12 protein-coding genes are annotated in these 23,710 nt (G+C 66.6%); 2 read left to right on the top strand and 10 right to left on the bottom strand.

Annotation, left to right across the window (positions count from 1 at the left end):
- Positions 1-6,695: 6,695 nt before the first annotated feature.
- From istB to cas3, 8 genes are all read right to left on the bottom strand, one after another.
- Positions 6,696-7,517 carry an IS21-like element helper ATPase IstB gene (istB, locus tag J7E91_RS29440; protein ID WP_214909735.1) on the bottom strand — a complete coding sequence of 274 codons (822 nt, stop codon included), beginning with the start codon at positions 7,515-7,517 and terminating at the stop codon, positions 6,696-6,698.
- Complete coding sequence (gene istA / locus J7E91_RS29435) at positions 7,517-8,779, bottom strand: IS21 family transposase (protein ID WP_214909734.1); 1,263 nt, start codon at positions 8,777-8,779, stop codon at positions 7,517-7,519. The genes istB and istA overlap by 1 nt, the downstream gene beginning before the upstream one ends.
- Positions 8,780-10,102: 1,323 nt before the next feature.
- Positions 10,103-10,855, bottom strand: coding sequence for a type I-E CRISPR-associated protein Cas6/Cse3/CasE (cas6e, locus tag J7E91_RS29430; protein WP_214909733.1), 753 nt, complete (start codon positions 10,853-10,855; stop codon positions 10,103-10,105).
- Positions 10,856-10,866: 11 nt separating this feature from the next.
- Positions 10,867-11,646, bottom strand: a complete 780-nt coding sequence (cas5e, locus tag J7E91_RS29425) for a type I-E CRISPR-associated protein Cas5/CasD (RefSeq protein ID WP_214909732.1) — start codon at positions 11,644-11,646, stop codon at positions 10,867-10,869.
- A complete protein-coding gene (gene cas7e, locus J7E91_RS29420) occupies positions 11,643-12,818 on the bottom strand; it encodes a type I-E CRISPR-associated protein Cas7/Cse4/CasC (RefSeq protein ID WP_214909730.1) in 1,176 nt (391 codons plus the stop codon). Before cas7e ends, cas5e begins: the two co-directional genes overlap by 4 nt.
- Positions 12,819-12,822: 4 nt before the next feature.
- Complete coding sequence (gene casB / locus J7E91_RS29415; RefSeq protein WP_214909728.1) at positions 12,823-13,440, bottom strand: type I-E CRISPR-associated protein Cse2/CasB; 618 nt, start codon at positions 13,438-13,440, stop codon at positions 12,823-12,825.
- Entirely contained in the window at positions 13,437-15,152 is a 1,716-nt protein-coding gene (gene casA, locus J7E91_RS29410; protein WP_214909726.1) for a type I-E CRISPR-associated protein Cse1/CasA, read from the bottom strand. Before casA ends, casB begins: the two co-directional genes overlap by 4 nt.
- Before the next feature lie 114 nt (positions 15,153-15,266).
- The gene (cas3, locus tag J7E91_RS29405; RefSeq protein ID WP_214909724.1) at positions 15,267-18,002 is read right to left on the bottom strand and encodes a CRISPR-associated helicase Cas3'; all 2,736 of its coding nucleotides are present in this window, start codon (positions 18,000-18,002) and stop codon (positions 15,267-15,269) included.
- 1,265 nt (positions 18,003-19,267) lie between these two features.
- Between cas3 and J7E91_RS29400 the strand changes: the two genes are divergently transcribed.
- Positions 19,268-19,885 carry a hypothetical protein gene (locus tag J7E91_RS29400; protein ID WP_214909722.1) on the top strand — a complete coding sequence of 206 codons (618 nt, stop codon included), beginning with the start codon at positions 19,268-19,270 and terminating at the stop codon, positions 19,883-19,885.
- Positions 19,886-19,904: 19 nt separating this feature from the next.
- On the opposite strand, the gene J7E91_RS29395 is transcribed toward J7E91_RS29400, so the two are convergent.
- Together J7E91_RS29395 and J7E91_RS29390 are read right to left on the bottom strand one after the other, a co-directional pair.
- Positions 19,905-20,999 (bottom strand): hypothetical protein, encoded by a 1,095-nt coding sequence (locus J7E91_RS29395; RefSeq protein WP_308377486.1) that lies wholly within the window; start codon positions 20,997-20,999, stop codon positions 19,905-19,907.
- Positions 21,000-21,071: 72 nt separating this feature from the next.
- Complete coding sequence (locus tag J7E91_RS29390; protein WP_308377484.1) at positions 21,072-22,184, bottom strand: XRE family transcriptional regulator; 1,113 nt, start codon at positions 22,182-22,184, stop codon at positions 21,072-21,074.
- Between the two features lie 362 nt (positions 22,185-22,546).
- On the opposite strand from J7E91_RS29390, the gene J7E91_RS29385 reads away from it, so the two are divergent.
- Positions 22,547-23,704, top strand: a complete 1,158-nt coding sequence (locus tag J7E91_RS29385; protein WP_214909718.1) for a recombinase family protein — start codon at positions 22,547-22,549, stop codon at positions 23,702-23,704.
- The last annotated feature ends 6 nt before the right edge of the window (positions 23,705-23,710 follow it).

Raw genomic sequence — 23,710 nt, 5'->3', positions numbered from 1 at the left:
CATGCACGGCGGAACATCTCCGCCTGCGCGGAGCCACGCCAGCTCCCGCGCGATGTCCGGCGAGACCGAAACATCTCCGCGTGCACGGAGCGGACTTCCTGACGCCGGACCCGCAGTTCCTCGGCGTCGGAACATCTCCGCGCACGCGGAGTGGACCGACTGATCTTTGACGCCAAGTCAGGTCGGAACGGAGCATCTCCGCATACGCGGAGCGGATCCTGAGTAGTCCACGGCGACGAACTCGGGGTCCGGAGTATCTCCGCGTACGCGGAGCGGACGCGATGCCGCCGCCCAGCGTGGACTTGCCGTTGGGAGCATCTCCGCCACGCGGAGTGGGCTGGGCAACTATGTACCAGGCGCACCCGTCCGTCGGAACATTTCCGCGTACACGGAGCGGACTGGCGGGTGATCGGCACCCAGTGCACGACCGTCGAAACATCTCCATCGACTCGGAGCGGACCCGCCTCTGGCCCCCGGCGGCCTGTTCTTCGTCGGAGCATCTCCGCGTACGCGGAGTAGACATGACCTTGGACGGCGAGGCGATGCCCAGCGCCGGAACATCTCCGCGTACGCGGAGCAGACAGGATGCACACGTCGCCGCACGTGCCGGACTCCAGAACATCTCCGCGTACGCGGAGCGGACTGCAGGCCCTTCTTCGCCAGGGAGTAGACGCACGCAGCATCTCCGCGTACGCGGAGCAACCGTATTGGTGGAACCTGATGGACGGTAGGCAAGGGAGCACCTCCGCGTATGCGGGCCGAACATCAGGACGAGCATCGCGACAGGAATCACCATCGGAACATCTCCGCGTAGGCGGAGCGAACCTGAACTGGTACCGCGTGCGGCTGCCGTTCATCGGGACATCTGCGCGTACGCGCAGCGAAGCTGGCCTTCGTGGCGCTGCAGTCAGTTCGCCGGAACACCTCCGCGCACGCGGAGCCAACGAGGAGATCCTCTGGCTGCGCTACCCGCACCCTGGACCACCTCCGCGTATGCGGAGCGGACAGCGCGTGCCCGTACGATCGCTGCACCCACGGCGGGATATCTTCGCGTACACGCCTACGGCAGCCGTGAGCAGCACAAGTACGGAAGATCTCCGGGTACGCGGAGCAGACGCCCTTCAGGCCATGGCGGACGACACCAAGATCGGAACATCTCCGCGTACGCGGAGCAGGCGCGGCCCCATGCTCACGGACGGCCGTGTCGTACGGAACATCTCCGCCTATGCGTAGCGAACTTGAACCGCTATCGCGTACAACTGCCGTTCATCGGGACATCTCCGCGTACGTGCAACGAACCCGGCCTTAATAGCGCGCTACCGGTAGAACGCTGGGATATCTCCGCCACGCGGAGCGGACAGCCGGTTGCCCGACTGGCGGAGCTTCGCGTCCGGAGCATCTCCGCGTACGCGAAGCGGAAGTCGACCTGTTCCTGCCATACGCCGGGGATCTCGGAGCATCTCCGCGTGCGCGGAGCAGACCAGCCTATCCGCGAGGCCCTAGATGTGTACGACGGAACATCTCCGCGTACGCGGAGCAGACATGATGACCTGACCGACTCCGCCACCGGCGGTTGAAACATCTCCATGTACTCGGAGCGGACCCGCCCGCTGTTCCCGGCTGCCTGTTCTTCGTCGGAGCATCTCCGCGTACGCGAAGCGGACGGCCTCCACAGGAGGTCCTACACCTCCTCCGGCGGAGCATCTCCGCGTGCACGGGCAGATGCCACCCCGCTCAATCCCGGGGTTTTCGACAGCTGAGCATCTCCGCATACGCGGAGCAGACCCAGGACCCGTGTGCTGAACTTTTGTCCAGTACGGAACATCTCCGCGTACGCGGAGCAGATATCTGGTTCGGATCGAAGTCGGCCGCACCCCATGGAGTATCTCCGCGCACGCGGAGCGAACCATGAGTTCGCGGAGGGGATCGTCACTGCCTGTGGAGCACCTCCGCCTGCGCGGAGCCAACGAGGAGATCCTCTGGCTGCGCTATCCGCACCCTGGAACACCTCCGCGTATGCGGAGCGAAGGGCGGCGTCCAACCGATGTAGGTCGCGCACCACGAAACATATCCGCGTACGCGGAGCGGACTCCAGCTGCGATGTCCAGTTGGAGATGTCGACCGGAGCATCTCCGCGTACGCGGAGCAGACGACGGCACCGGCCGTCACGGGCACGTCGTAAACGGAGCACTCCGCGTACGCGGAGCGGATTTGCTCGGCACGCAGTCGAAGGCCCCTGGGCAACGGGGCATCTCCGCGTAGGCGGAGTGGACGGGGTCAGCCTGATCGCCCGGGATCCGGTGATCGGAGCATCTGCGTACGCTGAGCGGACATTGCCGAGGCGTGGTCTATGTGGCGCTGACCCGGAGCATCTCCGCGTACGCGGAGCGGACGATCTTCTCGGCGGTGCCCATGATGATTCCTCCGGAGCGTCTCCGCGTACGCGGAGCGAATGCGGGCAGCAGGCTACGACGCCGCGGGGGTCCGGAGAACCTCCGCGTTCGCGGAGCGGATCCGGAGTAGTCCACGGTGACGAACTCGGGGTCTGGAGTATCTCCGCGTATGCGGAGCGGATTAGCCGTAGGCGCAGTAGACCAGGCACATCCGCGGAGCATCTCCGCGTACGCGGAGCGGACTGCGCCTTGAGGTGCCGGGCTGCTTACGGGTCGGAGCAATTCAGCGTACGCGGAGCGGACTACGGGATCACCGGCTCGACGTCGGAGCGCTGCGGCACATCTCCGCGTACGCGGAGCGGACGTCAAGACGTGCACTTCAGGCATGGCGACCACCGGAGCATCTCCGTGCACGCGGAGCGTACGCCTTGGTGCGCGCGATGATGGCGTCGTCGAGCGGAGCATCTCCGCGAATGCGGAGCGGACAGGAGGATGGCCGCGATGCCGCCACCCATCCACGGAACATCTCCGCGTGCGCGGAGCTCCGCGTACTTGGACCGGACTTTGGTACCTGACCTCCCACGCGGGGGTCATCGGAACACCTCCACGTATGCGGAGCGGACAGCCGGGCCCGGTCCTCTGGAGTGGCACCGAACGAAGCATCTCCGCGTATGCGGAGCGAAGGGCGGCGTCCAACCGATGTAGGTCGCGCCCCATGGAGCATCTCCGCGTACGCGAAGCGGACGCCAAGGTCGGCTGTGTTCCCAGCCTTCAGCGGAGCATCTCCCGAGCGCGGAGCGAACTTGCGGGCAATGCAGACGACGGCCATGCGGTGCGGGGAGCATCTCCGCACGCGCGGAGCGAACGCGGTCGCCCTGTTCGGTACCAAGGCCGAGGACGGAGCATCTCCGCGTACGCGGAGCGAACACCCGGGGCCGCATACTGCCGTACCCGGACCACGGAGCATCTCCGCGTAGGCGGAGCGGTCCCGGACCGTTTGGTGGGCGGAGCAATCCCGGGTACGCGGAGCGGACAGGAGCTGGCCGGTCGCGACCTCTAAGGCGATTGGAGTAGCTCCGCGTACGCGGAGCAGACGAGATAAAGGGAACCGTTCCTGGGGAGCACCCGGAACACCTCTGCGTACGCGGAGCGAACGAGGACATGCTCTGGCTGCGCCGCCAGCACCCTGGACCACCTCCGCGTATGCGGAGCGGACAGCACGTGCCAGTACGATCGCTGCTCCCACAGCGGGATATCTCCGCGTACGCGGAGCGAACTGCGGCGTTCAACCGATGTAGGTAGCACCCCACGAGACATATCCGCGTCCTCATGGACGGAACACCTCCGCGTATGCGGATCGGACGGATGGGACGAGCTTCCCTTAGCGATCATCATGGGAGTATCTCCGTCTACACGGAGCGGGACTCGGGACGGCCCATTGACGCATGCGGATGGCTGGGATCATCTCCGCGTACGCGGAGCGGACTTGGGGCGGGCGGGGAGCGCCTTCGAGAGGGCCGGAGCATCTCCGTGTACGCGGAGCGGACCTGGCTGTGCGCGGACCGCGGAAGACAACGGTCGGAGCATCTCCGCGTACGCGGAGCTGACGTGAACGGCAAGCTCATTCACCACTGGGACGGCGGAACATCTCCGCGTACGCGGAGCGGAACCTGTGGCAGGTCGTGTGGGTGATCGCCCCGATCGGAGCATCTCCGCGTGCGCGGAGCAGACGCCACCCCGCTCAACCCCGAGGTCTTCGACAACGGAACATCTCCGCGTACGCGGAGCAGACGAGATGGCCTGACCGATGCCGCCGCCGGCCGTTGGAGTATCTCCGTGCACTCGGAGCGGACTTGCGGGTGATCGGCACCCAGTGCACGACCGTCGAAACATCTCCGCGTACGCGGAGCGGACCCCCGGTGGCCGCGGCCCATCTTGGCCTTGAACGGAACAATGGAGCGGACTTCTGATATCTGACCTCTCACGTTGGAGGTCATCGGAACACCTCCGCATGTGCGGAGCGGACAGCGACTACCCGGCCGTCGGCGCGCAGGTATTCGGAGCATCTCCGCCTACGCGGAGCGGACACCAGGTGGTAGGTCTGGCCCTCGATCATCGCCGGAACATCTCCGCGTGCGCGGAGCGGACGACCCCTGCGCACCTGTCGCCCCGGTGTCGCCCGGAGCGTCTCCGCGCACGCGGAGCGGACCTGGCCGTTGCCGCGTATCTGGTGATCTTCGGCGGAACATCTCCGCGACCGCGAAGCGAACCAGCACGTGGCCATCCGCGCCATGATCTACGACGGAGCACCTCCGCGTACGCGGGCAGCAAGGCCACGACGGCGCGGGGGTTCGGAACACCTCCGCGTTCGCGGAGCGAACTCCCCGGCCCTGGAGTACGTCCAGGAGACCATCGGAACATCTCCGCCTGGCGGAGTGAAAGTGCGCGCCACGCCTGTCAGGTTCCGGAACATCTCCGCGTACGCGGAGAGGACGGCTAGAGCCGCACGGGCATCACCTGGGGTCACGGAGCATCTCCGCATACGCGAAGCGGATCTGGACTTCGGGAACAGGTCACGGATCTGCCACGGAGCATCTCCGCGTACGCGGAGCCGACCCCCGCAGCGCAGCAGTCATCTCGTTGATGTACGGAACATCTCCGCCATGCGGAGCGGAAGAGGGCTTTCCGTCGCTGGAGGAAGCACGCGCCGGAGCATCTCCGCGTAGGCGGAGCGGACTCTGGAACTGGCGGGAAGGTCCACGGATCCGACGGAGCACCTCCGCGTGCGCGGAGCGGACTCGGCCTGCTCGGTGAGCGGGCGTTCGAGGTACGAAACATATCCGCGTACGCGGAGCGAACCTGAACTGCTACCGCGTGCGGCTGCCGTTCATCGGGACATCTGCGCGTACGCGCAGCGAACCTGGCCTTCGTGGCGCGCTGCCGTCAGTTCGCCGGAACACCTCCGCGCACGCGGAGCAACGTCCAGGGAGGGGACGACTCGGACGCCTGGTACGGAACATCTCCGCGTACGCGGAGCGAGACCGGCGGTGATCGTCTTCGACAACCTCATGGAGGAACACCTCGGCGTATGCGGATCGGACGGATGGGACGAGCTTCCCTTAGCGGCCATGATGGGAGTATCTCCGTCTACACGGAGCGACACTCGGGACGGCCCATTGACGCACGCGGATGGCTGGGATCATCTCCGCACCGCGGTGATGTCGACCCAAGGAGCATCTCCGCCTACGCGGAGCGGACGGCATCTACTCCACCACCGCCGGCGCCGTCACCGGAGCATCTCCGCGTACGCGGAGCGGACTTGCACGAGCCTGGATGTTGCGCTGGTTGGTCGGAGTATCTCCGCGTAGGCGGAGCGGGCAACAGAGGGTGCGGGAAGGTAAGGACGTCGCCCGGAGTATCTCTGCGTGCGCGGAGCGGACATCAAGCGCGACGGCGAGTGGATCCCCAGCGCCGGAGCATCTCCGCATACGCGGAGCGGACACGGTACGGCACAGCACTGACAGCGGCGTCTACGGAGCATCTCCGCGTGCGCGGAGCGGATCCGGAGTAGTCCACGGCAACGAATTCGGGGTCCGGAACATCTCCGCTTGCGCCGAGCGGACGAGGCGCCGCGGGCGCGGTCGCCGATGTTCGCCGAAGCATCTCAGCGTGCGCGGAGCAGACCAGCCTATCCGCGAGGCCCTAGACGTGTACGACGGAACATCTCCGCATGCGCGGAGCGGGACCGACTGCCGCCGTGGACCAGTCGTCCGGTCCGGAATATCTCCGCGAACACGGAGCGGATGTCGGCCGTGCCTGCTCGGTGATCTCAACGGCCTGGGCATCTCCGCGCACGCGGAGCGAACCACGCGTTCGCGGAGGGCATCGTCACTACCTTTGGAGCACCTCCGCCTACGCGGAGCGAACATCAGGACGATCATCTCGACGGGCATCACCATCGAAGCATCTCCGCGACCGCGAAGCGAACCAACACGTGCCATCCGCGCCATGGTCTACGACGGAGTACCTCCGCGTACGCAGGCAGCAAGGCCACGACGGCGCGGGGGTCCGGAACATCTCCGCATTCGCGGAGCGAGCTCCCCGGCCCCGGAGTACGTCCAGGAGACCATCGGAACATCTCCGCCTGGCGGAGCGAAAGTGCGCGCTACGCCCGTCAGGTTCTCCGGAATATCTCCGCGTCTACGGAGCGGACGCCTTTCGCCGGGGCATGTCGGCGGCGGCTGAACCTGGACCCAGTCTGGACAGGTGAAATCTGACCCGGGTGTCTTCGGTTCGGTCGTTTCAGTCGTTGTCGGTGGTGGGGACGCGTCCGAGTTCGCGTCCTCGCATGCGGTAAGAGTCGCCTTTGAGGGAGTGGACCTCGGCGTGGTGGACGAGGCGGTCGATCATGGCGGCTGCGACGGTCTCGTCGCCGAAGACCTCTCCCCAGCGTCCGAAGGGTTTGTTGCTGGTGACGATCACGGACGCGCGTTCGTATCTGTTGGAGATGAGCTGGAAGAACAGGTTCGCGGCCTCGGCTTCGAAGGGGATGTAGCCGACCTCGTCGATCACGATCAGCGGATAACGGCTCAGTTTGGTGAGTTCGCTCTGGAGCCGTCCGGTGTGGTGGGCGGCGGCCAGGCGGTCGACCCACTCGGCGGCGGTGGCGAAGGCGACGCGGTGGCCGGCCTGGCAGGCGCGGACCGCGAGCCCGATCGCCAGGTGTGTCTTGCCGGTGCCGGGCGGGCCCAGGAAGACGGTGTTCTCCTTGCCTGCGATGAAGTCCAACGTGCCCAGATGCGCGAGCTGTTGTCGCGTCATGCCGCGCAGATGGGTGACGTCGAGTTCCTCGATCGTCTTGATCGCGGGGAAGCGGGCGGCGCGGACGCGGGCCTCGCCGCCGTGCGATTCGCGGGCGGAGACCTCGCGCTGGAGGCAGGCGACCAGGTATTCGGCGTGGGTCCAGGACTCCTTGCGGGCGCGTTCGGCGAGCCGGTCGGCGGCGTCCAGCAGGGCCGGGGCCTTCATCGCGCGGGCGAGGAAGGCGAGGTCGGCGGTGGTCTGGGAGCCGGTTCTGCGGCCCGCTCCGGTGCTGTCGGCCGGGGCAGTGGTGGTGCGGGGCATCAGCCGGCCTCCCTGTCGCCGCCGCCTTCGATGACGGTGAACAGTCGGTCGTAGGAGTGGAGTTCGCGTTGCTCGACCTCGACGAGCGGCCCGTCCTCGGCTGCGGTCCGGCGGGTGTCCTTGGCCTGGGCGGCCTGGTGGTGGGCCTGCCCGCGCATCGTCTGGCTGGCGGCGGCGTGATCGGGATCGGTGAGGGTCTGGTGGCGGGCCCAGCAGCGGGGGTGGCGGGCGACGATCACGCCGCCGGGCGCCAGCGCGATGACTTCATCGTTGTCGGTGAGGACGGTGACGGTGCGTCCGATCGCCTCCGGGTGCACGGAGTAGTCGTTGGTGTCGACGCGGACGTAGTGGTCACGCCCGATGCGGGTCTGCATCCGCCACCAGGCGGGCGGATCGACGGGCGGCAGAGTGAGCATCCCGGCCCGGTCGGCCTCCCAGCGTTCGGCGGGACGCGCCTGCAGAGTGCGGTGCAGGCGCCGGTTCGCGACGGCCAGCCAGGCCGTGAGCTGGGTGTTGAAGTCGCCGGGACCGCTGAACGTGCGGCCGGGCAGGAACGAGGTCTCGAGATAGCCGTTCGCGCGCTCGACCAGCCCTTTCGCTTCCGGGTCGCGGGGCCGGCAGAGATAAATCTTGGTGGCGAGCAGGCCCGCGAACGCGGCGAATTCCGCGGTGAGCTTGCCGCGGCCGACCCCGGCCTCGTTGTCCCAGACCAGTGTTTTGGGCACGGCGCCCCATCCGTTCAGCAGCCGCCAGTGGCCGTCGATCAGGTCGCCGGTGGTGCGGGAGGGCAGCATCCGCGCGGCGATCACCCGCGAGTAGCCCGACACCATCACCAGCACCGGCGGACGTCCCGTCTGTCCGTAGCCCAGCGGGATGTCCGCCTCGGGAAACCACAGGTCGCACTGGGCCAGCTCGCCCGGCTGATAGGTCGTGCGCGAGACCGGATCGACCGGAACGTAGGCAGGCCGCAGTTCCCGCACCCGCTCTTTGAGGACCGTCATCCCGCGCTCCCACCCGATCCGCTCGGCGATCACTGTTGCGGGCATCGTCGGGGTCTCCCGCAGCAGCTCACGGATCTGCACCTCGACCGCGTCGACCACCGAGCCCTTGGCCGGACGCTCGTACTTCGGCAGCCGGTCACTCGCCAGCGCCCGCTTGACCGTGTTCTTCGAGATGCCCAGCTTCCGGGCGATCGCCCGGATCGGCATCTGCTCGGCCCGGTGCAGCCTGCGGATCTCTGCCCAGTCCTCCACGCGGATCACCCTTCCCTCCTGACCTTCTGATCAAGATCAGGTTCAGGCGAAGACCACCCAGAGGGTCACTTTTGATCCGCCGTCAGAGGGTCAGAATTCAGGCGTCGCCGAGAGGGCATCGCCCATAGAGCACGCGGAGCATCTCCGCTACTCGGAGCGGACTTGTCTGCACAGGGGCGTGGACGCCGGACCCCGGAGCATCTCCGCGTTCGCGGAGCGGTCCCTGCTGTGGCAGTCCACCTACGCCGAGGTCCACGGAGTATCTCCGCGTTCGCGGAGCGGACTTGAACCGAGCCTGGATGTTGCGCTGGTTGGTCGAAGTATCTCCGCGTACGCGGAGCGAAACCGGCTGTGATCGTCGTCGACAACCTTATGGAAGGAGCACCTCCGCAATTTACGGAGCGATCTGCCTGCACGTCCTTTGACGCGTCGGGCGCTCTGGAACGCTTCCGCGCACGCGGAGCAAACATCCAGGGCGGCAAGGAATCGGACGCCTGGTACGGAACACCTCCGCGTACGCGGAGGCCCGATCGTGTGCGAGGCGAAGGCGGCCATCGACGGAGCAACTCCGCGTTTGCGGAGCGGATGGCGGCGTCCAACCGATGTAGGTCGCGCCCCACGGAACATCTCCACATACGCCGAGCGGCCACTGCGCCGAACTCTACCTACTGCCGGTTCTACGGAAAATCTCCGCGTACGCGGAGGGGACCGCGTGCCGATTCATCCGTGCATGGTCGAGGATGGAGCATCTCCGCTTACGCAGAGCGGACCCACCCCCGTAGACCGTCAGGAAGTTCGCCATCGGAGCATCTCCGCCGACGCGGAGCAGACGTCGTACCAGCGGTCTGGCCGAGGATACCCGCCGGAACATCTCTGCGTGCGCGGAGCGGACGCGGGCGTGTACGTCGAGGACTGCACGACGGGGCATCTCCGCGTACGCGGAGCGGACGAGGGCTCCCTCAAGTTCAACAGCGAGCCGAACGGCGTATCTCCGCGTAGGCGGAGCGAAGTGCGGGCAGCAGGGCTACGACGGCGCGGGGGTCCGAAAAACCTCCGCGTGCGCGGAGCGGACGTACGGATCCTCCCACTCAACGCCGCACAGTGCGGAGCATCTCCGCGTACGCGGAGCGCCCGCGATCGGCTCGGCCCGCAGCCGCTTGCCCTGCGGAGCATCTCCGCGTACGCGGAGCGGACCCAGGGACCTGGGAGTGCCCGAAGTGACCGCCCGGAGCATCTCCGTGTACGCGGAGCGGACTCGATGTGGAGATCGGCGAGGAACCCGTTCGTCGGAGCATCTCCGCGTACGCGGAGCGGACCCTTTGTGGCCTGCGCTTACCGGATGGCTTTGCCGTTTCTTTGCGTGGTTTCTGGAAGGCGGGCGAGAGTGAGGAGGCCGCAGCCGTAGGCGCGGCCTTGGCCGATGCCGGTGGTGAGGAGGGCGCGGAGGGCGTCGGGGTCGGTGACGTGGAGGGCTCCTTCGTAGGTGGCTGTGGTGAGGGCGACGCGGATGCGTTTGTCCTGGTGGTCGAGTTTGTCGAAGGTGTTCTTGCCGCGGTGTCGTAGTTGGAGTTGCAGGGGGATTGCGCCGTCGGGTCCGAGGTCGTCGGAGTTGCCGGCCAGGGGGATGGTGAAGCCGTTTCGTTCTGCGCGTTCGGTGAGCCAGCGCAGTTGGTTGTGTGTGGTGGTGTGGGGGAGGCGGCGCCCGCGTTGGTTGGGGCCGGGGGAGGCGGTGCGGTGTGTGGGGGATGCGGTGAGGCGGAAGGCGTAGCGCTGGCCTTTTTGGATGTGGTTGAGGAGTGGGGTGTAGGTCTTTGTTTCCCATTGGGGTGTTTCGGCGGCGGGCCATCCGGCGTCTTCGATGAGCTGGGTGAAGTCGGGGCGGGTGGGCGAGACGGTCCACAGGGTGGGGCGGCGGGTGTCGTCGCTGTCGAGGCGCCAGAGGATTCGGGGTGGTGTTTGGCCTGGTGGGGTGGGGGGTTGGTCGGGGAAGCAGCCCATGATGAGGGCGTGGAGGGCTCGTGGGTTGCCGATGAGTTTGATGGCGCCTTGGCGGCGGGGGTTGATGTAGGCGCGGGTGAGGTACATGGCGGGTCCTGTCAGCCGAGCAGGTCGAAGGGGTCGTGGGCAGCTTTGTGGGTCGACAGGGGCAGGGTGATGTGCCCGTGTCTGATGGGGCGTTCGGTGTACCGGCGCCGGAAGGGAGTGGTCGGCGGGAGCGGCTGGTCGGGCAGGACGTCGGTCCCTGCTGGATCTTCGATGACGGTGTCCAGGCTGACGCTGGACTGTCCTCGGGCGTGGTGGCGGGCGATCGTCCGGTCGCTGGCCTGCCAAGGTGTGGCGCGCAGTGCGTCGTCGAGGCAGGTCTGGTGTTGGAGCCCGATGAGTAGGGGTTTGCTGGGCGGGCAGGAGCGGCGGCCGAGGAAGGGAGGGAACCGGGGCCGTTGGAGGGCGCGTGCCGCAGTGGCGAGTGTCTCCGCGTCGCCTTCGAGGTAGGCGGTGAAGACGGCGTCGCTCAGGTAGTGGCGTCGGGTGATCTTGGTGGATTCCTTGACCTGCAGTCGGCCGTTGTCGGCTTTGGGCAGGCGTTGCTGGACGGGGTCGGTGGGGGCGTGGGAGGCGCCGCTGACGGTGTGGTAGTCCACGAGGAGTTCGCCGGGCTGGTCCGCGCGTGCTGCGAGGCGGAGGAGGGCGAGGTTGGCGAGGGTGAGGCCGGTGGTTTGCGAGGCACTGCAGTCTCTGGGGATGCCGCAGGCGGCTGCCAGGAGCCCGATGACGCCCGACTTGCTGGGGTAGGGGAGGGTGGCTCGGATGGTGTGCCGGCTTTCGATGCCCCAGGACTGCAGGGGGCCGGCGAGCCGCAGGATCAGGACGCTCATGTGGTCGGAGCCTTGGGCAGTGCCGCGGTGATCGCCTTCTGAGCCTCGTCGAGGGCGGTCTTCCACGTCGTGGGCGCAGGCAGATTAGGGCTGGTGTTGCGCAGCGCGGAGGGGTAGACGGCGGCGGACCAGGCCGGGGCGTCGCCCCACTGTTCGTCTGCGTCGTGGATGTGCGTGAACAGGGCCTCGACGGATGCGGTGAGGTAGCCGTCGGAGCTGCGGGCGATGGGGCGTTCGAAGGCGTCGACGTGGCTGACGGGGCGGTCTTCGCGGAGGCTGAGGACGATGGCTTCGGGGCGGGTGTGGTGGGCGAAGGTGTTGGCCTTGCCGGTGGGCATGCTTGAGGTGAAGGCGCGTACGAAGCCGAGGGCGGACTTCACGGTGCTGTCGTGGTCGTTGTCGAGGTTGGCGTGCAGGGTGCGCAGGTCGAGGGTGGCGTAGCGGTAGAGGGTCGCGGAGTTGAACTCCAGGGACCCGATCATGCCGGCGCCTTTGTTGTCCTCCTTCTGCATGTCGTCGACGGCGGTGAAGTAGTCGAACTCGGTGATCGCTTCGTGGGTGGAGATGGCGTGCGCGACCTGGCAGCCGGCGTCCACTCCGGTGTCCGGCGAGTTGGCGACCATCCGGCCGAAGAGCGCCACTGCGCCGGGGTGAGCCGTCACACCCATCTCTTTCAGACCCAGCGATCCCACGATGTCCGCGATCTTCTTGTCGGTGCTCGCGGTGGCGAGGGCGTCGACCTCGGTGGCCAGGGCGTCGACGACGGTGCTGATCTGGGTGCGGCCGAGGAAGAGGAGGTATTCGGTGACGGGCCGGTCTTCGGCCGGTGCGCCGGTGGAATCCTTCTTCGCAGAGGGCTTTTTCGCGGCGACCTTGAACATCGCGAACGCCGCTGCCATGCCGATGGCATCCGCCTTGCCGGCGAGGGCCGGTGCCTTCTGTGTGAGTTCGTCCGCGATCATCTGGGGGAGTTGCCTGGTACGGACGGCGTCCTCCCCGGCCAGGGCTCCGTCTGCCTCGAACGCGGTGCGGGCGGCACGCTTCCACGCCTGGGAGGAGACGCGTGCGCGCCTGACTCCGCCGAAGACGGCAGTCTTGGGGCTGCCGTCCTGGTCCCGGTTGATGTTGGAGGGCGGTACGTTCTGAAGGATGTGGAGGTCGAGGAAGGCCATGGCGCTACTCCTTGATCGGTTCGGTGGTTGCGTCGGTGGGCTTGTGAGGGGTGCGGTGGAAGTCCATGCCCCAGATGCGCTTGAGGCCCTGTCGCCGGGCGGGGGAGTGCCAGGCTGCGAGGGCGTCGGCCAGCGCGACGTAGTCGAGAGTCACGTTGTAGGTGCGCATGAGCGAGACGAGGAAGCGCACGTGACTGGTCAGCTCGGTCGTCGAGTCGGCGCCTTGGGCAGCGCGAAAGCGCCTGGACGCGCCGTCCTTCGACGGCATTGCGTTCTGCAGTCTGCGGATGGCTGCCCCCAGGGAGATGCCGTCTCGGTGCACCGAGGTGGACTTGGACTGCGCGTGGCAGGCGTACAGGGCGAGGGTGTGGTGAACGGCTGCGATGACCTCGTCGCGCTGCCATGAGGGCACGTACTCGGCGAGCGGTGTGTTTTCGTTGCCCTCCAGTACGTAGGAGATGGGCTGGTGCATGTCCAGTTCGTCGAGGGGCTCCCTGTTGCGTCCTCGGCGGCAGGCGGCGGCAAGTCCCGGGTCCCGGTCGATGGCCCGGAGCTGGGTGACGAGGCGTTTGTGCCATGCAGGTGGCTCGGTGGAGGGCTTCTTGTTGCTGGTCGTGGTCATGGCGTGGGTGGCTCCAGGTCGTCCGGGTCGTCTTCAGGGGCGAGAAGTTCGTGCAGTGCTTTGTGCAGAGCACTGTGGAAGTAGATTTCTGCGAGGGACGCGTCCATGACCTGGCCGTCCTCTGTTTCGTGGCCATGCCACGCTGACGGGCTGGTGGCGTTCAGGAGCGTGCCGGACCTGGCCCGGATGATGGTCCGGACCTCGTTCGCCCATAGATCGAGGGTTTGATCGATGTCGGCGTCGCTCTCGGTTAGTGAGGACAGCCACCGTCGGAATGGTGTGTCCAGGGCGGCGTACGCGGTCTCTCGGGCGCGCTCCCGGTGCCCGGCCAGCAGGCCCTCCTCGGAAGGGCGGCACCCCGAGGCGACTGCCAGGTTCTCGGCTAGCTTCGCGAGCGCGTGCACGGCAGCGGCGGTAGCCCTGACCGCGTCGAGCACGGCGTGGCGCCACTCGTCACTTTGGGCGGAAAGAACGATCACGGGCAGAGGGAGCACGTCCCCGTACGCCTCGTTGATCACCGCGCTCTGGTTGCCGTACTCGAAGCCGACCGCGAGAACGTGCAGAGGCATGCCTTTCAGGGCTGTCATGCGTGCTCTGCTGCCCAGCTGAGACAGCACCGCAGGACCCTGGAACGTCGGCGCGTCCCGGACCGCTGATGCGGTGGTCGGCTCCGCGCGTGCCAGAAGCGGGCCCAGCCCGCGCCACAGCTGCCGCTCAACCTGGTGGCGCACGGGCCAGTACACCAAGGGGAAGCTGCGCTTCTTCTCCAGGTTCGAGCTGCGCTTCCACGCCGAATGCGGTTCACTGCGCATCCATGCTCGAAGGTCCTGACCGGTCTCCAACGAGAGCCGGTCCCCACCACAGACCACGACCTGTCGCACCACGAACTGCCCCGGTACCTCCGGGGCGGGTTCGGGGACCAGACGGATACGGCGTGCAGGCCAGGTGAACAGCTCGAGCCGTCCTTGCGGCGCCCGCTGCGACCACTGCGCCGACAGAGGGGGACGTTCCCACACCGGCAAGTCCGTCCCCCCGGCCTCAGAGCTGGTGAGAGGCAGAAGGTTGCACATCAGGGAATGCCACAGCGTGGGTCCCATGGGCATGACCACGCCGAGCTGGCCGAGCGATCCGACAGGGTTGGACAGCGTCTTGCCCCTGACGGCCTGGTCGTCGCCCACGGCTCCGGTCTTGATCGCCGCGGTGTCCCAGGCATGGGCGTGCAGCAGCCACCGTGCGGCCTGAGCCGGAGACAACGCGGCCGGCCGGTCATCGCGTTCGGCCGAGAACAGCGGCACATTGTTCCCGCTGGCGATGTGCGGGAGCAGCAGAGCTGCGGTCTTCGTCTTTCCGTTGAGCGCTTCCAGCCCTCCCACCTGCATGAAAGGCGACTGCGGGTCGAACAGGTCGAACCGTGCTCGGTGCTCATCGAGGTATCTCCCGACCACCTCGGCGTCGAAGGCCCCAGCGTCCCACCAGGAAACCCACTGCTTCTCACTGGTCGGCCCCTGCAGAGCGCGATGCAGTACAGCCAGCAACAGACGCATGACCGGCGGAATTTGGGAAGGGGCGTCGAGGGCCAGGCTCCGGATTTGCCCGGCGCGTGTCAGGACGCTGCGCAGGGATACCTCCGCAGACGTGCCGTCGGTGAGGACGACCGGGATCCAGTCGTCGTCGACCAGGTTGAATTCCATACCGCTCCAGCGCGTAGGCATGACGAATCACCCTGCGTCCAGGCGTCTTTCAAGTGCCTGGCGCGGACTCACATACCTACAGGACCCCACTGACAACGGGCGATGAACTGCAAAAACAGGCTGAGAGGAGACCGATCAGACGATCTGCAAGCCATCCTGTGAGCAGTAAGTGACCCTCTTGCGACCCAACCGCAGGGGCCGGCCATCCGCTGGAAGGAGGAGCACGCGGACCGAACCCAGCCACGCAGAGTCCCGCCACGCTTCCGGAGTGAAGGCAGCTGCGCCCGCGGCATCCGTCAGCTCCTGCGACCACCCGGGCAACCGGATCGCCTGGTCCAGCACCATCTCGACTCCATCCGGATCCGGCAGGCTTGCCAGCGACACCACTGAGCCTTCTCCAGCGGAGACAGACGCAGCCGTGCCCGCAGCGGCTCCCCCACGCATCAAGATCACCTCCAACGACGGCTTCCCGAGCCGCACCAGCGCCTGGACCTGCGCCGTGCCGTCATCGTCCTCACCACTGAAGGCGGCATCCCTGTGGAGGTCCGCCAGGGTCTCCACATCGCGCGGACTGGGCAGAGTCACCTGTGCCGCCAGCGTCGCCATCCGGTCACGATCTTCCTCATCCTGGCGCGCCGCCTCAACCAACCGCTCCTGCCAGGAATCCGGCCCCACCCCTTCATCGCCGTAGACACGGTTGACCAGCTCTGGAATGGCAACCGGCATCTCCAGCACGCCCCGGTCCAGCAATACCGCTGCTGTGCGCCACAACAGGTGATCCCCGTACACGGTGCGCGACCCAGCCGGAACCGAAGGCGGCGCGTCGACGCCAACCTGATAACCGGTCACGACAACCCGAGCCTGCGCGAGCATCCTCGGGCGGTCGGCCACCAAATGCCGGTGCATCCGACCAATGCGCTGGAACAGCAGGTCAATGGGGCACAGATCCGAGATGAGCCCGTCGAACGACACGTCCAAGGACTGCTCGACCACCTGCGTGGCGACCACCACGTGCGGCACAGGCCGCGCCCCGGCCGGCCCGAACCGCTCGATCAGCCTCGTCTCCAGGCGCCGACGGTCGGCCACGGTATACCGCGCGTGCATCAGCGTGACAGCGTCCTCCCCAAGAACTCCCCGCAGTTGCGCCGCCAGCTTCTGCGCCCTGTCCACCGTGTTGCGAATGACCAGGAGGCACCCACCCTCCGACACCATCTCCACTGCACGTTCTGCGACCGCGGTGACATCCGGCTCCGGCAGCATCTCCACCTGCACCCCCAGCCCGCGATCCGTCGTCGCAGCAGTAACCTGCGGCGCCGAGCTTGGTCGGCCACTACCGGGGGCGTCAGCCCATGTCAGCCGCGGATACGCCTCGTCGTCTACCAGTGCCAATCGCCGCCCCGCGTACGCATCGAGCAGCTCCTGCCGCTGCCTAGCGGGCAGAGTCGCCGACAGCAACACCACCGGCACACCGCACGCACCGAGCCACTCCAGCACCCGCTTCAACAGCCCTGACATGTAAGCGTCATAGGCGTGCACTTCGTCCAGGACCACCACCTTCCCGGCCAGACCCAACATCCGCACCGACACATAGCGCGACGCGAGGCCCGCCAGCAGCAACTGGTCAACCGTCGCCACCACCACCGGTGCCAGCAGCGCCCGGTAGCGGCCTTGGACCCACAGCGACGCGATCAGCCCCGTGCACTCGTCCACCCCTACGGCACTACTCAATAGAGCCCGGTAGTCCTCCTGCCGTGCCGCTTTCCCGTGCGCCAGCGCCACCGTCGTGTCGGCCCCCTGTCGCTCCAACCACTTCACGACCCGCCCGAACATCTGATTCGCCGTCGCCTGCGTGGGCAGACCGAAGAACACCCCGTTCGCGCCCAGCCTGGCGGCTAGCACTTCCACCGCTGCCAGGGCGCCCTCCGTCTTGCCTTCTCCCATGGGCGCCTCAAGGATCAGGAGACCAGGGTTACGCACAGAGCACGCGACCGTACAGATTGCCTCCTGTACGGAACGCGGCTCAGCAATGCCGAACCGAGACCGATACAGCGCACGCGCTCCCAACCGAGCGCTTTCTGCATCCGGCTTCCAAGCTCCCCGCACCCCCATGACCTCACCCGCGTGCTGGACGCGGGAGGCGGAAGTCCTCATGTATCCGTCCGGAAAACGGCCTTCATAAGGGAAGAGATTCTCGTTACTGGCCAGCCAGTCCGCCAGCGTCACCGCGCCAGCCTGCACCAACTGGGCCGGCACCGACGGCACACTCCGGCACCACTTCTCCAGGAACAGCTCAGCTCCGCTGCCTTCTACAGCTGCCCTGTGTACGGCATCCTGCGCCGGCAGCCACGCACCGGTACCCCGCCGCTTGGCCCGGATGCCCTCATCCAGCCAACCCACCCGGGGGAACACACCATGATGGCCAGCCAGCGTCAGGGCCACGAACTCGGCAGCCTCGGCATCCCACCCCTCGGCGCACAACATGTCGAAGATCAAGCGCCCTGACAGCCAACTGTGGGGAAGTGAGCCCCTGACGGACAGATCCACCGGCAGCCCAACAGCCATCAATTCCGCTCGGCGGCAGCTATCCAGGCCGGCGAAAGACGGCGTCGCCTTCCCCAGATCATGCGAAGCGGCCAACCACACCAACCGAACACGAGCCGACTGGGCATCCTCCGCCAGGTCCGCAGCGAGCAACCGGCGAACCTGGAGCGCGAGAAAGTGATCCCACAACCAACCACCCGCGTGACCGCTGTCCCACACATGCGCGATCAACGAATGCCACAAAGCTCCGGGCGGCGTATCCGGCGCCCAACGATTCCGACGCCACGTCTTCGCCCACAAGAGCCGATCCACGTCAGACAACTTCGACATCCAGCCTCCACGTCCTCCCGCACAGTCCTACCGGCAGCCTCTGACAGAGGACAGCAGAAATCCCGCACGCGCTACTGTGACAACCATGGCCGTCTCTCCCGAAGGCTGGTCTTGCACTTTGATAAACAAACAGCAAATCCGCCACAGAAGGCCAGGTGAAAGAGGGTCTGCTCCGCGCAGGCGGAGATGGCCCGATCGCAGCACTTGCCATGCGGCCCGAGGGCTGGTCTGCTCCGCGCAGGCGGAGATGGCCCGCCGGATCGCAGTACCAGGTGCATGAAGTCCACGTCTGCTCCGCGTAGGTGGAGATGGCCCGGACCTCGACAAGGTGCGCGCCCTGCAGCGCCAGTCTGCTCCGCGCAGGCGGAGATCGCCAATAGGGCGGGATCTTCCTTGGCCCGCTCGTGGGATGCGCGCGCGTGGAGATCACCCCGACGGCATAGGCCCCGGCTGAGCGATGATGGTGCAGCGGATGGGTCCGTCCCGGACGACGTGTTGAACGCTGTCGTGATGGCGATGGTGGACTGGGTTTGTTCACCCGGCAGACTGGCCCACCGGACGCAGGTGGCCAGCCCGCAGAGGCCGTGGCGGTGCAGTTGTCGCACCCGCCCTCAGCTGGTCGCCTCCTTGGCCGAGTAAGTGGCCAGAGTTGGCCGGCTTCCGCTCCTGGGCAGCCTGGTCTACACCTTGCACGCGGACGCCCACACCGTGCACCGCAGAAATTCTGTCCTAGCGGCTGCGCTCTGGCTGACTTGTTTGCCGTGTCCGATGATCTTTCCGCCCCTGTGTCCGGTACTCCTAGCTGGGTCCTCCTCGTCGGTGACTCCACCGATTCCGGCCAGAGTCTCAAATAGCCTTGCCGGGACAAAACGCTCTTTAAGGCGGTGGGCTCCTGTAAATATTCGAACAACTGTAGGCGTCATGTCTTGGGGTGGCTACGATCGCTGTCGATCGGTGGTGTCCGCTGCGGGTGCTTGCTGGGCAGCGCAGGCCAGTTGCTGACCGATTCGGGATCATTCGGGAGGTGGTCGCCGATCGTGCGAGTGCCCGTACTAGCCTTGGTCGCTTGGAGGCGTTTTCGTGTCTCGGGCTCCGCGAGGCCAGTTAGCCCTGTGGGCCTTGCGCGCGCTGCGGCTCAGGAGCGGAAGACGGTTCATGACAGGTGATCTGCACCTGCATCCGGTGGTCCATGGCTTGCGGTGACGAGGAGTGCGTGCAAGCCCCGCTGGGGCGGTTGTCAGTCCGGGACGAGAGGGGGTTGGTTCATGGCGATCACGGCACGGGAGCCTGTGGATGTGGTCGCGGGGGCGCTGGCTCCGGGTGACCTCTTGCCCCGTGAGTCGAAGCTGGCTGTTGCCGAAGTTTTCGGGGCGCAGGTAGTTGTGGCCTACCGGTATGAAGCGCGAGAGCGTGAGCGACGGGCAGCTGTGGGGATGCCGCCGCTGGTGCGGCTGGATGCGCTGAATCTTCTGATGGCTCTTCCTGTTGGGGAGTCGGTTCCTGCTCGATTTTTGAGTGAGAGGGAACGGCGGGCGTTGAAATGCCTACCGGGGGGTGCGGTGGTCCGTCGGGGTGGCCTGATCGTCAGGCAGGCGATTCATCCGGTGCATATCGATATGGTCTTTGTGCCGGGGCGTAGCTGGGAGTCGGCTATGGAGCGGGCCGAGCGGTTTACTCCTTTTGCTGCTCGTTCGGTCGTGGTGGATGGCGTGTTGCGGCGTAGGGATGATGCTGTGATGCGCGCGGATTACTTCGGCATTGGACTGTTCGTGGCGCGGGATGATGCGGTGGAGGCCGTGGTTTCCCCCCGTCCGTTCGTGCGTAGACGCCATACCGTCGCCGGATGGAAGTTTCTGGAGGATGTCTACCGTCAGCTTCCCTGAGTGTTCTGCCCGCAGCTTGCTATAGAGCGACGGGTAGCGTCGCCCACGCTCTGAGCGGTGGGGGTACTTGGAATCCGGACTTTGGGTGTGCGCCTAGTCCGATGCGCTGGTTCTCCAGCGCGTAGCGATCGACTGCTGCGGCGCATTTGCTGCGCCACCACGTTCTGCGCTCGCTGCCGGCGCGGTAGCTTGCCATTTCGCTGACCCAGCTGCTCCAGGTGAGGAGGGTGTGGTTATCGGCCTCACGTCGCGTTTCACCGTCGGGCAGGGCGAAGCGGTCGAGGCCGCGCCCGTCGCACTCGTCGCAGTCGCATGTCGCGGGGTCCACGTTGGCGTAGAGCTTGGACAGGGACTCGGCTCCTTTGAAGCACATCAGTTCGGGCATTAGTGCGTGTGGGTAGGTGGGGCCGCCACCTCGCTTGCCGGTCCGGGGCTTCTCGTCGGGCGGGATCGCGTGGCGGAGCGAGCTCTGGACGCCGATGCCGGCACAGAGGGCGCCATGTGCCATGACGTCCAGCGCTGCGAGATCCGTGCGCAGAAGCGACATGTGTTCGACCTCGGTAAACAGCCTGCGCAGGTTGGCGGGGACGTCCTTCGTCTGTTCCAGCGGGTCGAACTGGCGGAAGAGGATGACGGCCTTCGGGTGGTCGATCTTCGAGCAGACCGCGATGAGTTGACCGATGTTCTCTCGGTTGAGCCACGTGACGTCGATCGGGAGAGAGACCAGGGTGTCGGCGCGCTCGATTCGGTTTGCTTCCCGCATCACGGCCTTGAGCGCCCTGGAGCTGGCTGGCGGGATGTATCCGGTCGGAGTCAGTGCTGCGCTCGCCCCTCGAGCCTTCTGGAAGGTGAGGGAGTCGTCCACGGCGGCGAACAGCTCGTCAGGAGTGGCCATGAACGGTTCTTCTGCCGTGGCGGTGTGGGTGGCGTAGGGGGCGCTGTCGATCAGCAGCGTTCCCTTGTAGCCGGCAGCGGTGCGGAGCTGGAAGGCTCGTGCATCGGCCTTGGGCCCGGTCATGACCACCCCGCTGAGATCGTCATTGAGTGCGTTGCGGGGTCGCGGGATGTTGATGGCGTTCTCGTGGAGCAGGACGCGCCCCTGCAGGAGCGGCACAGCTGCAACGGTGTGGTCGAGAGTTCTGGCGGCATGCGGTTGCTGCCTCGGGTCTGGGGTGTTGCTCATGAATCACCTCGCTGGAGAGTCCGGCACGTCCTTGTGTCCGGACGGAGAGGAAGCGCACAAGTAGATCTCGTGGAACTCCTCACGACCCAGGCCCGCCAGGTGAGCGGTCTCGATCGCACTGAGGTGGAGCTGCTCCTCAAGTCGGGTGACGACTTGAGCGAGGTGGCGCGGAATTTCGCGCCGAATCGTGGTCGGTTCGTTGGTTCGGTAGCCGAGAGCGGACAGCTCGACCATCAGCGTGCGGTATTGCCATTCGCTGATGACTCCCAGGTCCATGGCTCGTCTGATCAGAGCGGCCATTGACACCCCCCACCGGCCTTTGAGGTCGATGAGTCGGGCAACATCGATGCTGGGCTTCAGCTCAGGCAGGATCACCTCGTGAGGCATCAGGAACTCAGAGGCGAACCGATCGGCCTGGGCCTCCTGCACACGGCTCTCGCCGGGCTCGCGGTGCATCACCAAGTGGCCCAGCTCATGCGCGAGACTGAAGCGTGAACGATCGGCGGGTCCCGCTGAGTTCAAGAGAATCAGCGGTGCCTTGCCCGCCGGCCACTGGCTTACGGCGTCAAGTTCCGTGGTGCCCAGGTCGCGGACCACGATCAGTGCACCGGCATCCTCGAGCAGAGCGACCAGGTCGTCGATGGGGCCAGCGGGAACATTCCACTCGTCGCGTACCGTCTCCGCCGCGTCTGCAGGAGTATCGAAATCGTTGACTTCGATGGGCCTGAACAGACTGTTGCGACGGAGGGCCGCGACTCGTGTCACCGACTCGACTTGCATACGGGTGAGTGCCAGTGTCGCGTGGATCCGGCGTAGTGCGGGGGCGCCCATGGAGGCGCGCTTGCGGTGATGTACCAGCCCGACGCCTGTCCCGGTCGCTTCGGCATCCCGGCACAGCATTTGGGTGGTGAAGCCAAGCGCGGAAGCGAAGAGGTGCAGCCGCTCACCCCGGACCGGGATGCGCCCGGCTTCGGCCCGGCTTACGTACCCCTGCGTGATGCGTTCGCCCTCCACACGCGACATCTCTGCAGCGAGACCGGACTGAGTCCAACCGCGGGAATCGCGGGCCAGTGTGAGCATGGCCGGTTCCGCGATCAAGTTCTCCTGGTCACTCACGAGCCACCTCCCGTCCTGCCCGACTCAACACCCCTGAGGATACACGTTTTTATCCCTCAGAATATTCCTGTCGTGATCCGCAGGCTGTCTGGTTTCTAGGGATACCACGCCCCACTGACATCCCAAGAGCGGGCACTCTGGCCGATGTTGATCGTTTCGTGTCGTGAGGTGCTCGATGTGAAGCCGTGGCAGTCCGGGCGCCGCCCCTATGGCGGTACCGACCAGGGCGTCAGGGGTGTGAGTGCGGATCGCGACGACCCGGCTCGCGCCACCCCTCCCGGGGCCGGCCTCGAGTCGGCGTGGAGTCGAACCGCCATACGACGGGCGCTTCGTCTCGGGTCCGCAGGGGTAACCCACCCGGCATGCAAGATCCTCATGTGGCGGTGGCGGCGGTGGCGGCGGCTCGGCTGCGTTCGGGCAGGCGGGCCTTGCGGGCTGTGGACTTCCTGCGTGTGTCGACGGAGGAGCAGGCCAAGGGCTACGGCATCGCGTCCTCGGGCAAGAAGACAGCCAGGTACATCAGTAAGAAGGGCTGGGAGCACGTCGGCACTTTCGTCGATGACGGTGTCTCCGGAGCTTTGGAGTCACGCCAACGCCCCGACCTGCGGCGGTTGATGGAGCGAGCGTGGGCGGTCCCGCGGCCCTTTGACATCGAGGTCGTGAACGAGGGCCGTGCCATCGGTCGTACCGGACGTGCTTTTTGGAGGTGGGTCTGGGAACTCCAGGAGATCGGCATCTTCGTGGCCGTGGTCAAGCGGGACTACGACAACAGCACTCCCGAGGGGGAGAGCAAGATGCGCAAGGATGCCGATTACGCCGAGGACGAGCGGGAGATCATCCGCGAGCGGACCCAGGGCGGAATCCAGGAGAAGGCCGAGAGCGGCGGCTACATCGGTGGCAAGGTCCCTTACGGTTACCGCGTCGGGGCGGGCCGCCTCGTCCTGGATGAGTGCCGTGAGGACAGGGACTGCGCGGCGAAACACGAGGCGTGCGCGTTGCGGCGGGGGCGGACGCTCTATCTCGACTTGCGGGACTGGAGCCAGGCGGCGCTCGCGGTGAATGCGGAGGGCTTTCGGAGGCGGGACGGCGGGCTGTGGGGCGGCCAGAGTCTGCGCCAGCAGGTGCTCAACCCCATTGTCCTGGAGGCACGGCAGGTGTTCCGCGGCTCTGCGGGAGTGCGGCGAGACCACGAGGGACGGCCGGTGAACGGCGACCGGGTGGTCATTCCGCTACCGCCGATCTTCACCCCGGCCGAGGTTGAGGAACTCCGGGCGTCCAGTGTGCGCCCGGTCCGCACATTGCAGAAGGCCCGTCCCTACACCCTCAGCGGCCGGATCGTCAGCCCCTGCGGCAAGCGCTACATCGGCGGGGGAACGATCCTCAGAACGAAGGCATACCGATGCCAGGGTCGGACCAGGGCATACGCAGGTGCACCCATCTGCTCCTGCCCCTACCTGGCTGCTGATCCAGTCGAGAAGCAGACCTGGCGACGAGTGAGGATGCTCCTAGAAGACTCATGAAGATCT

This window comes from Streptomyces sp. ISL-99, from assembly GCF_018614005.1.
Classification (GTDB): Bacteria; Actinomycetota; Actinomycetes; order Streptomycetales; family Streptomycetaceae; genus Streptomyces; species Streptomyces flavidovirens.
Note: the sequence above shows the minus strand (reverse complement) of the source record. Positions and strands in the feature narration are given on the sequence as shown.

Bases quoted from the DNA above. Each gene is read 5' to 3' on its own strand.
- istB (WP_214909735.1), bottom strand. From the start codon at position 7,517: ATGCCCCGCACCACCACTGCCCCGGCCGACAGCACCGGAGCGGGCCGC.
- cas6e (WP_214909733.1), bottom strand. From the start codon at position 10,855: ATGTACCTCACCCGCGCCTACATCAACCCCCGCCGCCAAGGCGCCATC.
- cas5e (WP_214909732.1), bottom strand. From the start codon at position 11,646: ATGAGCGTCCTGATCCTGCGGCTCGCCGGCCCCCTGCAGTCCTGGGGC.
- cas7e (WP_214909730.1), bottom strand. From the start codon at position 12,818: ATGGCCTTCCTCGACCTCCACATCCTTCAGAACGTACCGCCCTCCAAC.
- casB (WP_214909728.1), bottom strand. From the start codon at position 13,440: ATGACCACGACCAGCAACAAGAAGCCCTCCACCGAGCCACCTGCATGG.
- casA (WP_214909726.1), bottom strand. From the start codon at position 15,152: ATGCCTACGCGCTGGAGCGGTATGGAATTCAACCTGGTCGACGACGAC.
- cas3 (WP_214909724.1), bottom strand. From the start codon at position 18,002: ATGTCGAAGTTGTCTGACGTGGATCGGCTCTTGTGGGCGAAGACGTGG.
- J7E91_RS29400 (WP_214909722.1), top strand. From the start codon at position 19,268: ATGGCGATCACGGCACGGGAGCCTGTGGATGTGGTCGCGGGGGCGCTG.
- J7E91_RS29385 (WP_214909718.1), top strand. From the start codon at position 22,547: ATGCAAGATCCTCATGTGGCGGTGGCGGCGGTGGCGGCGGCTCGGCTG.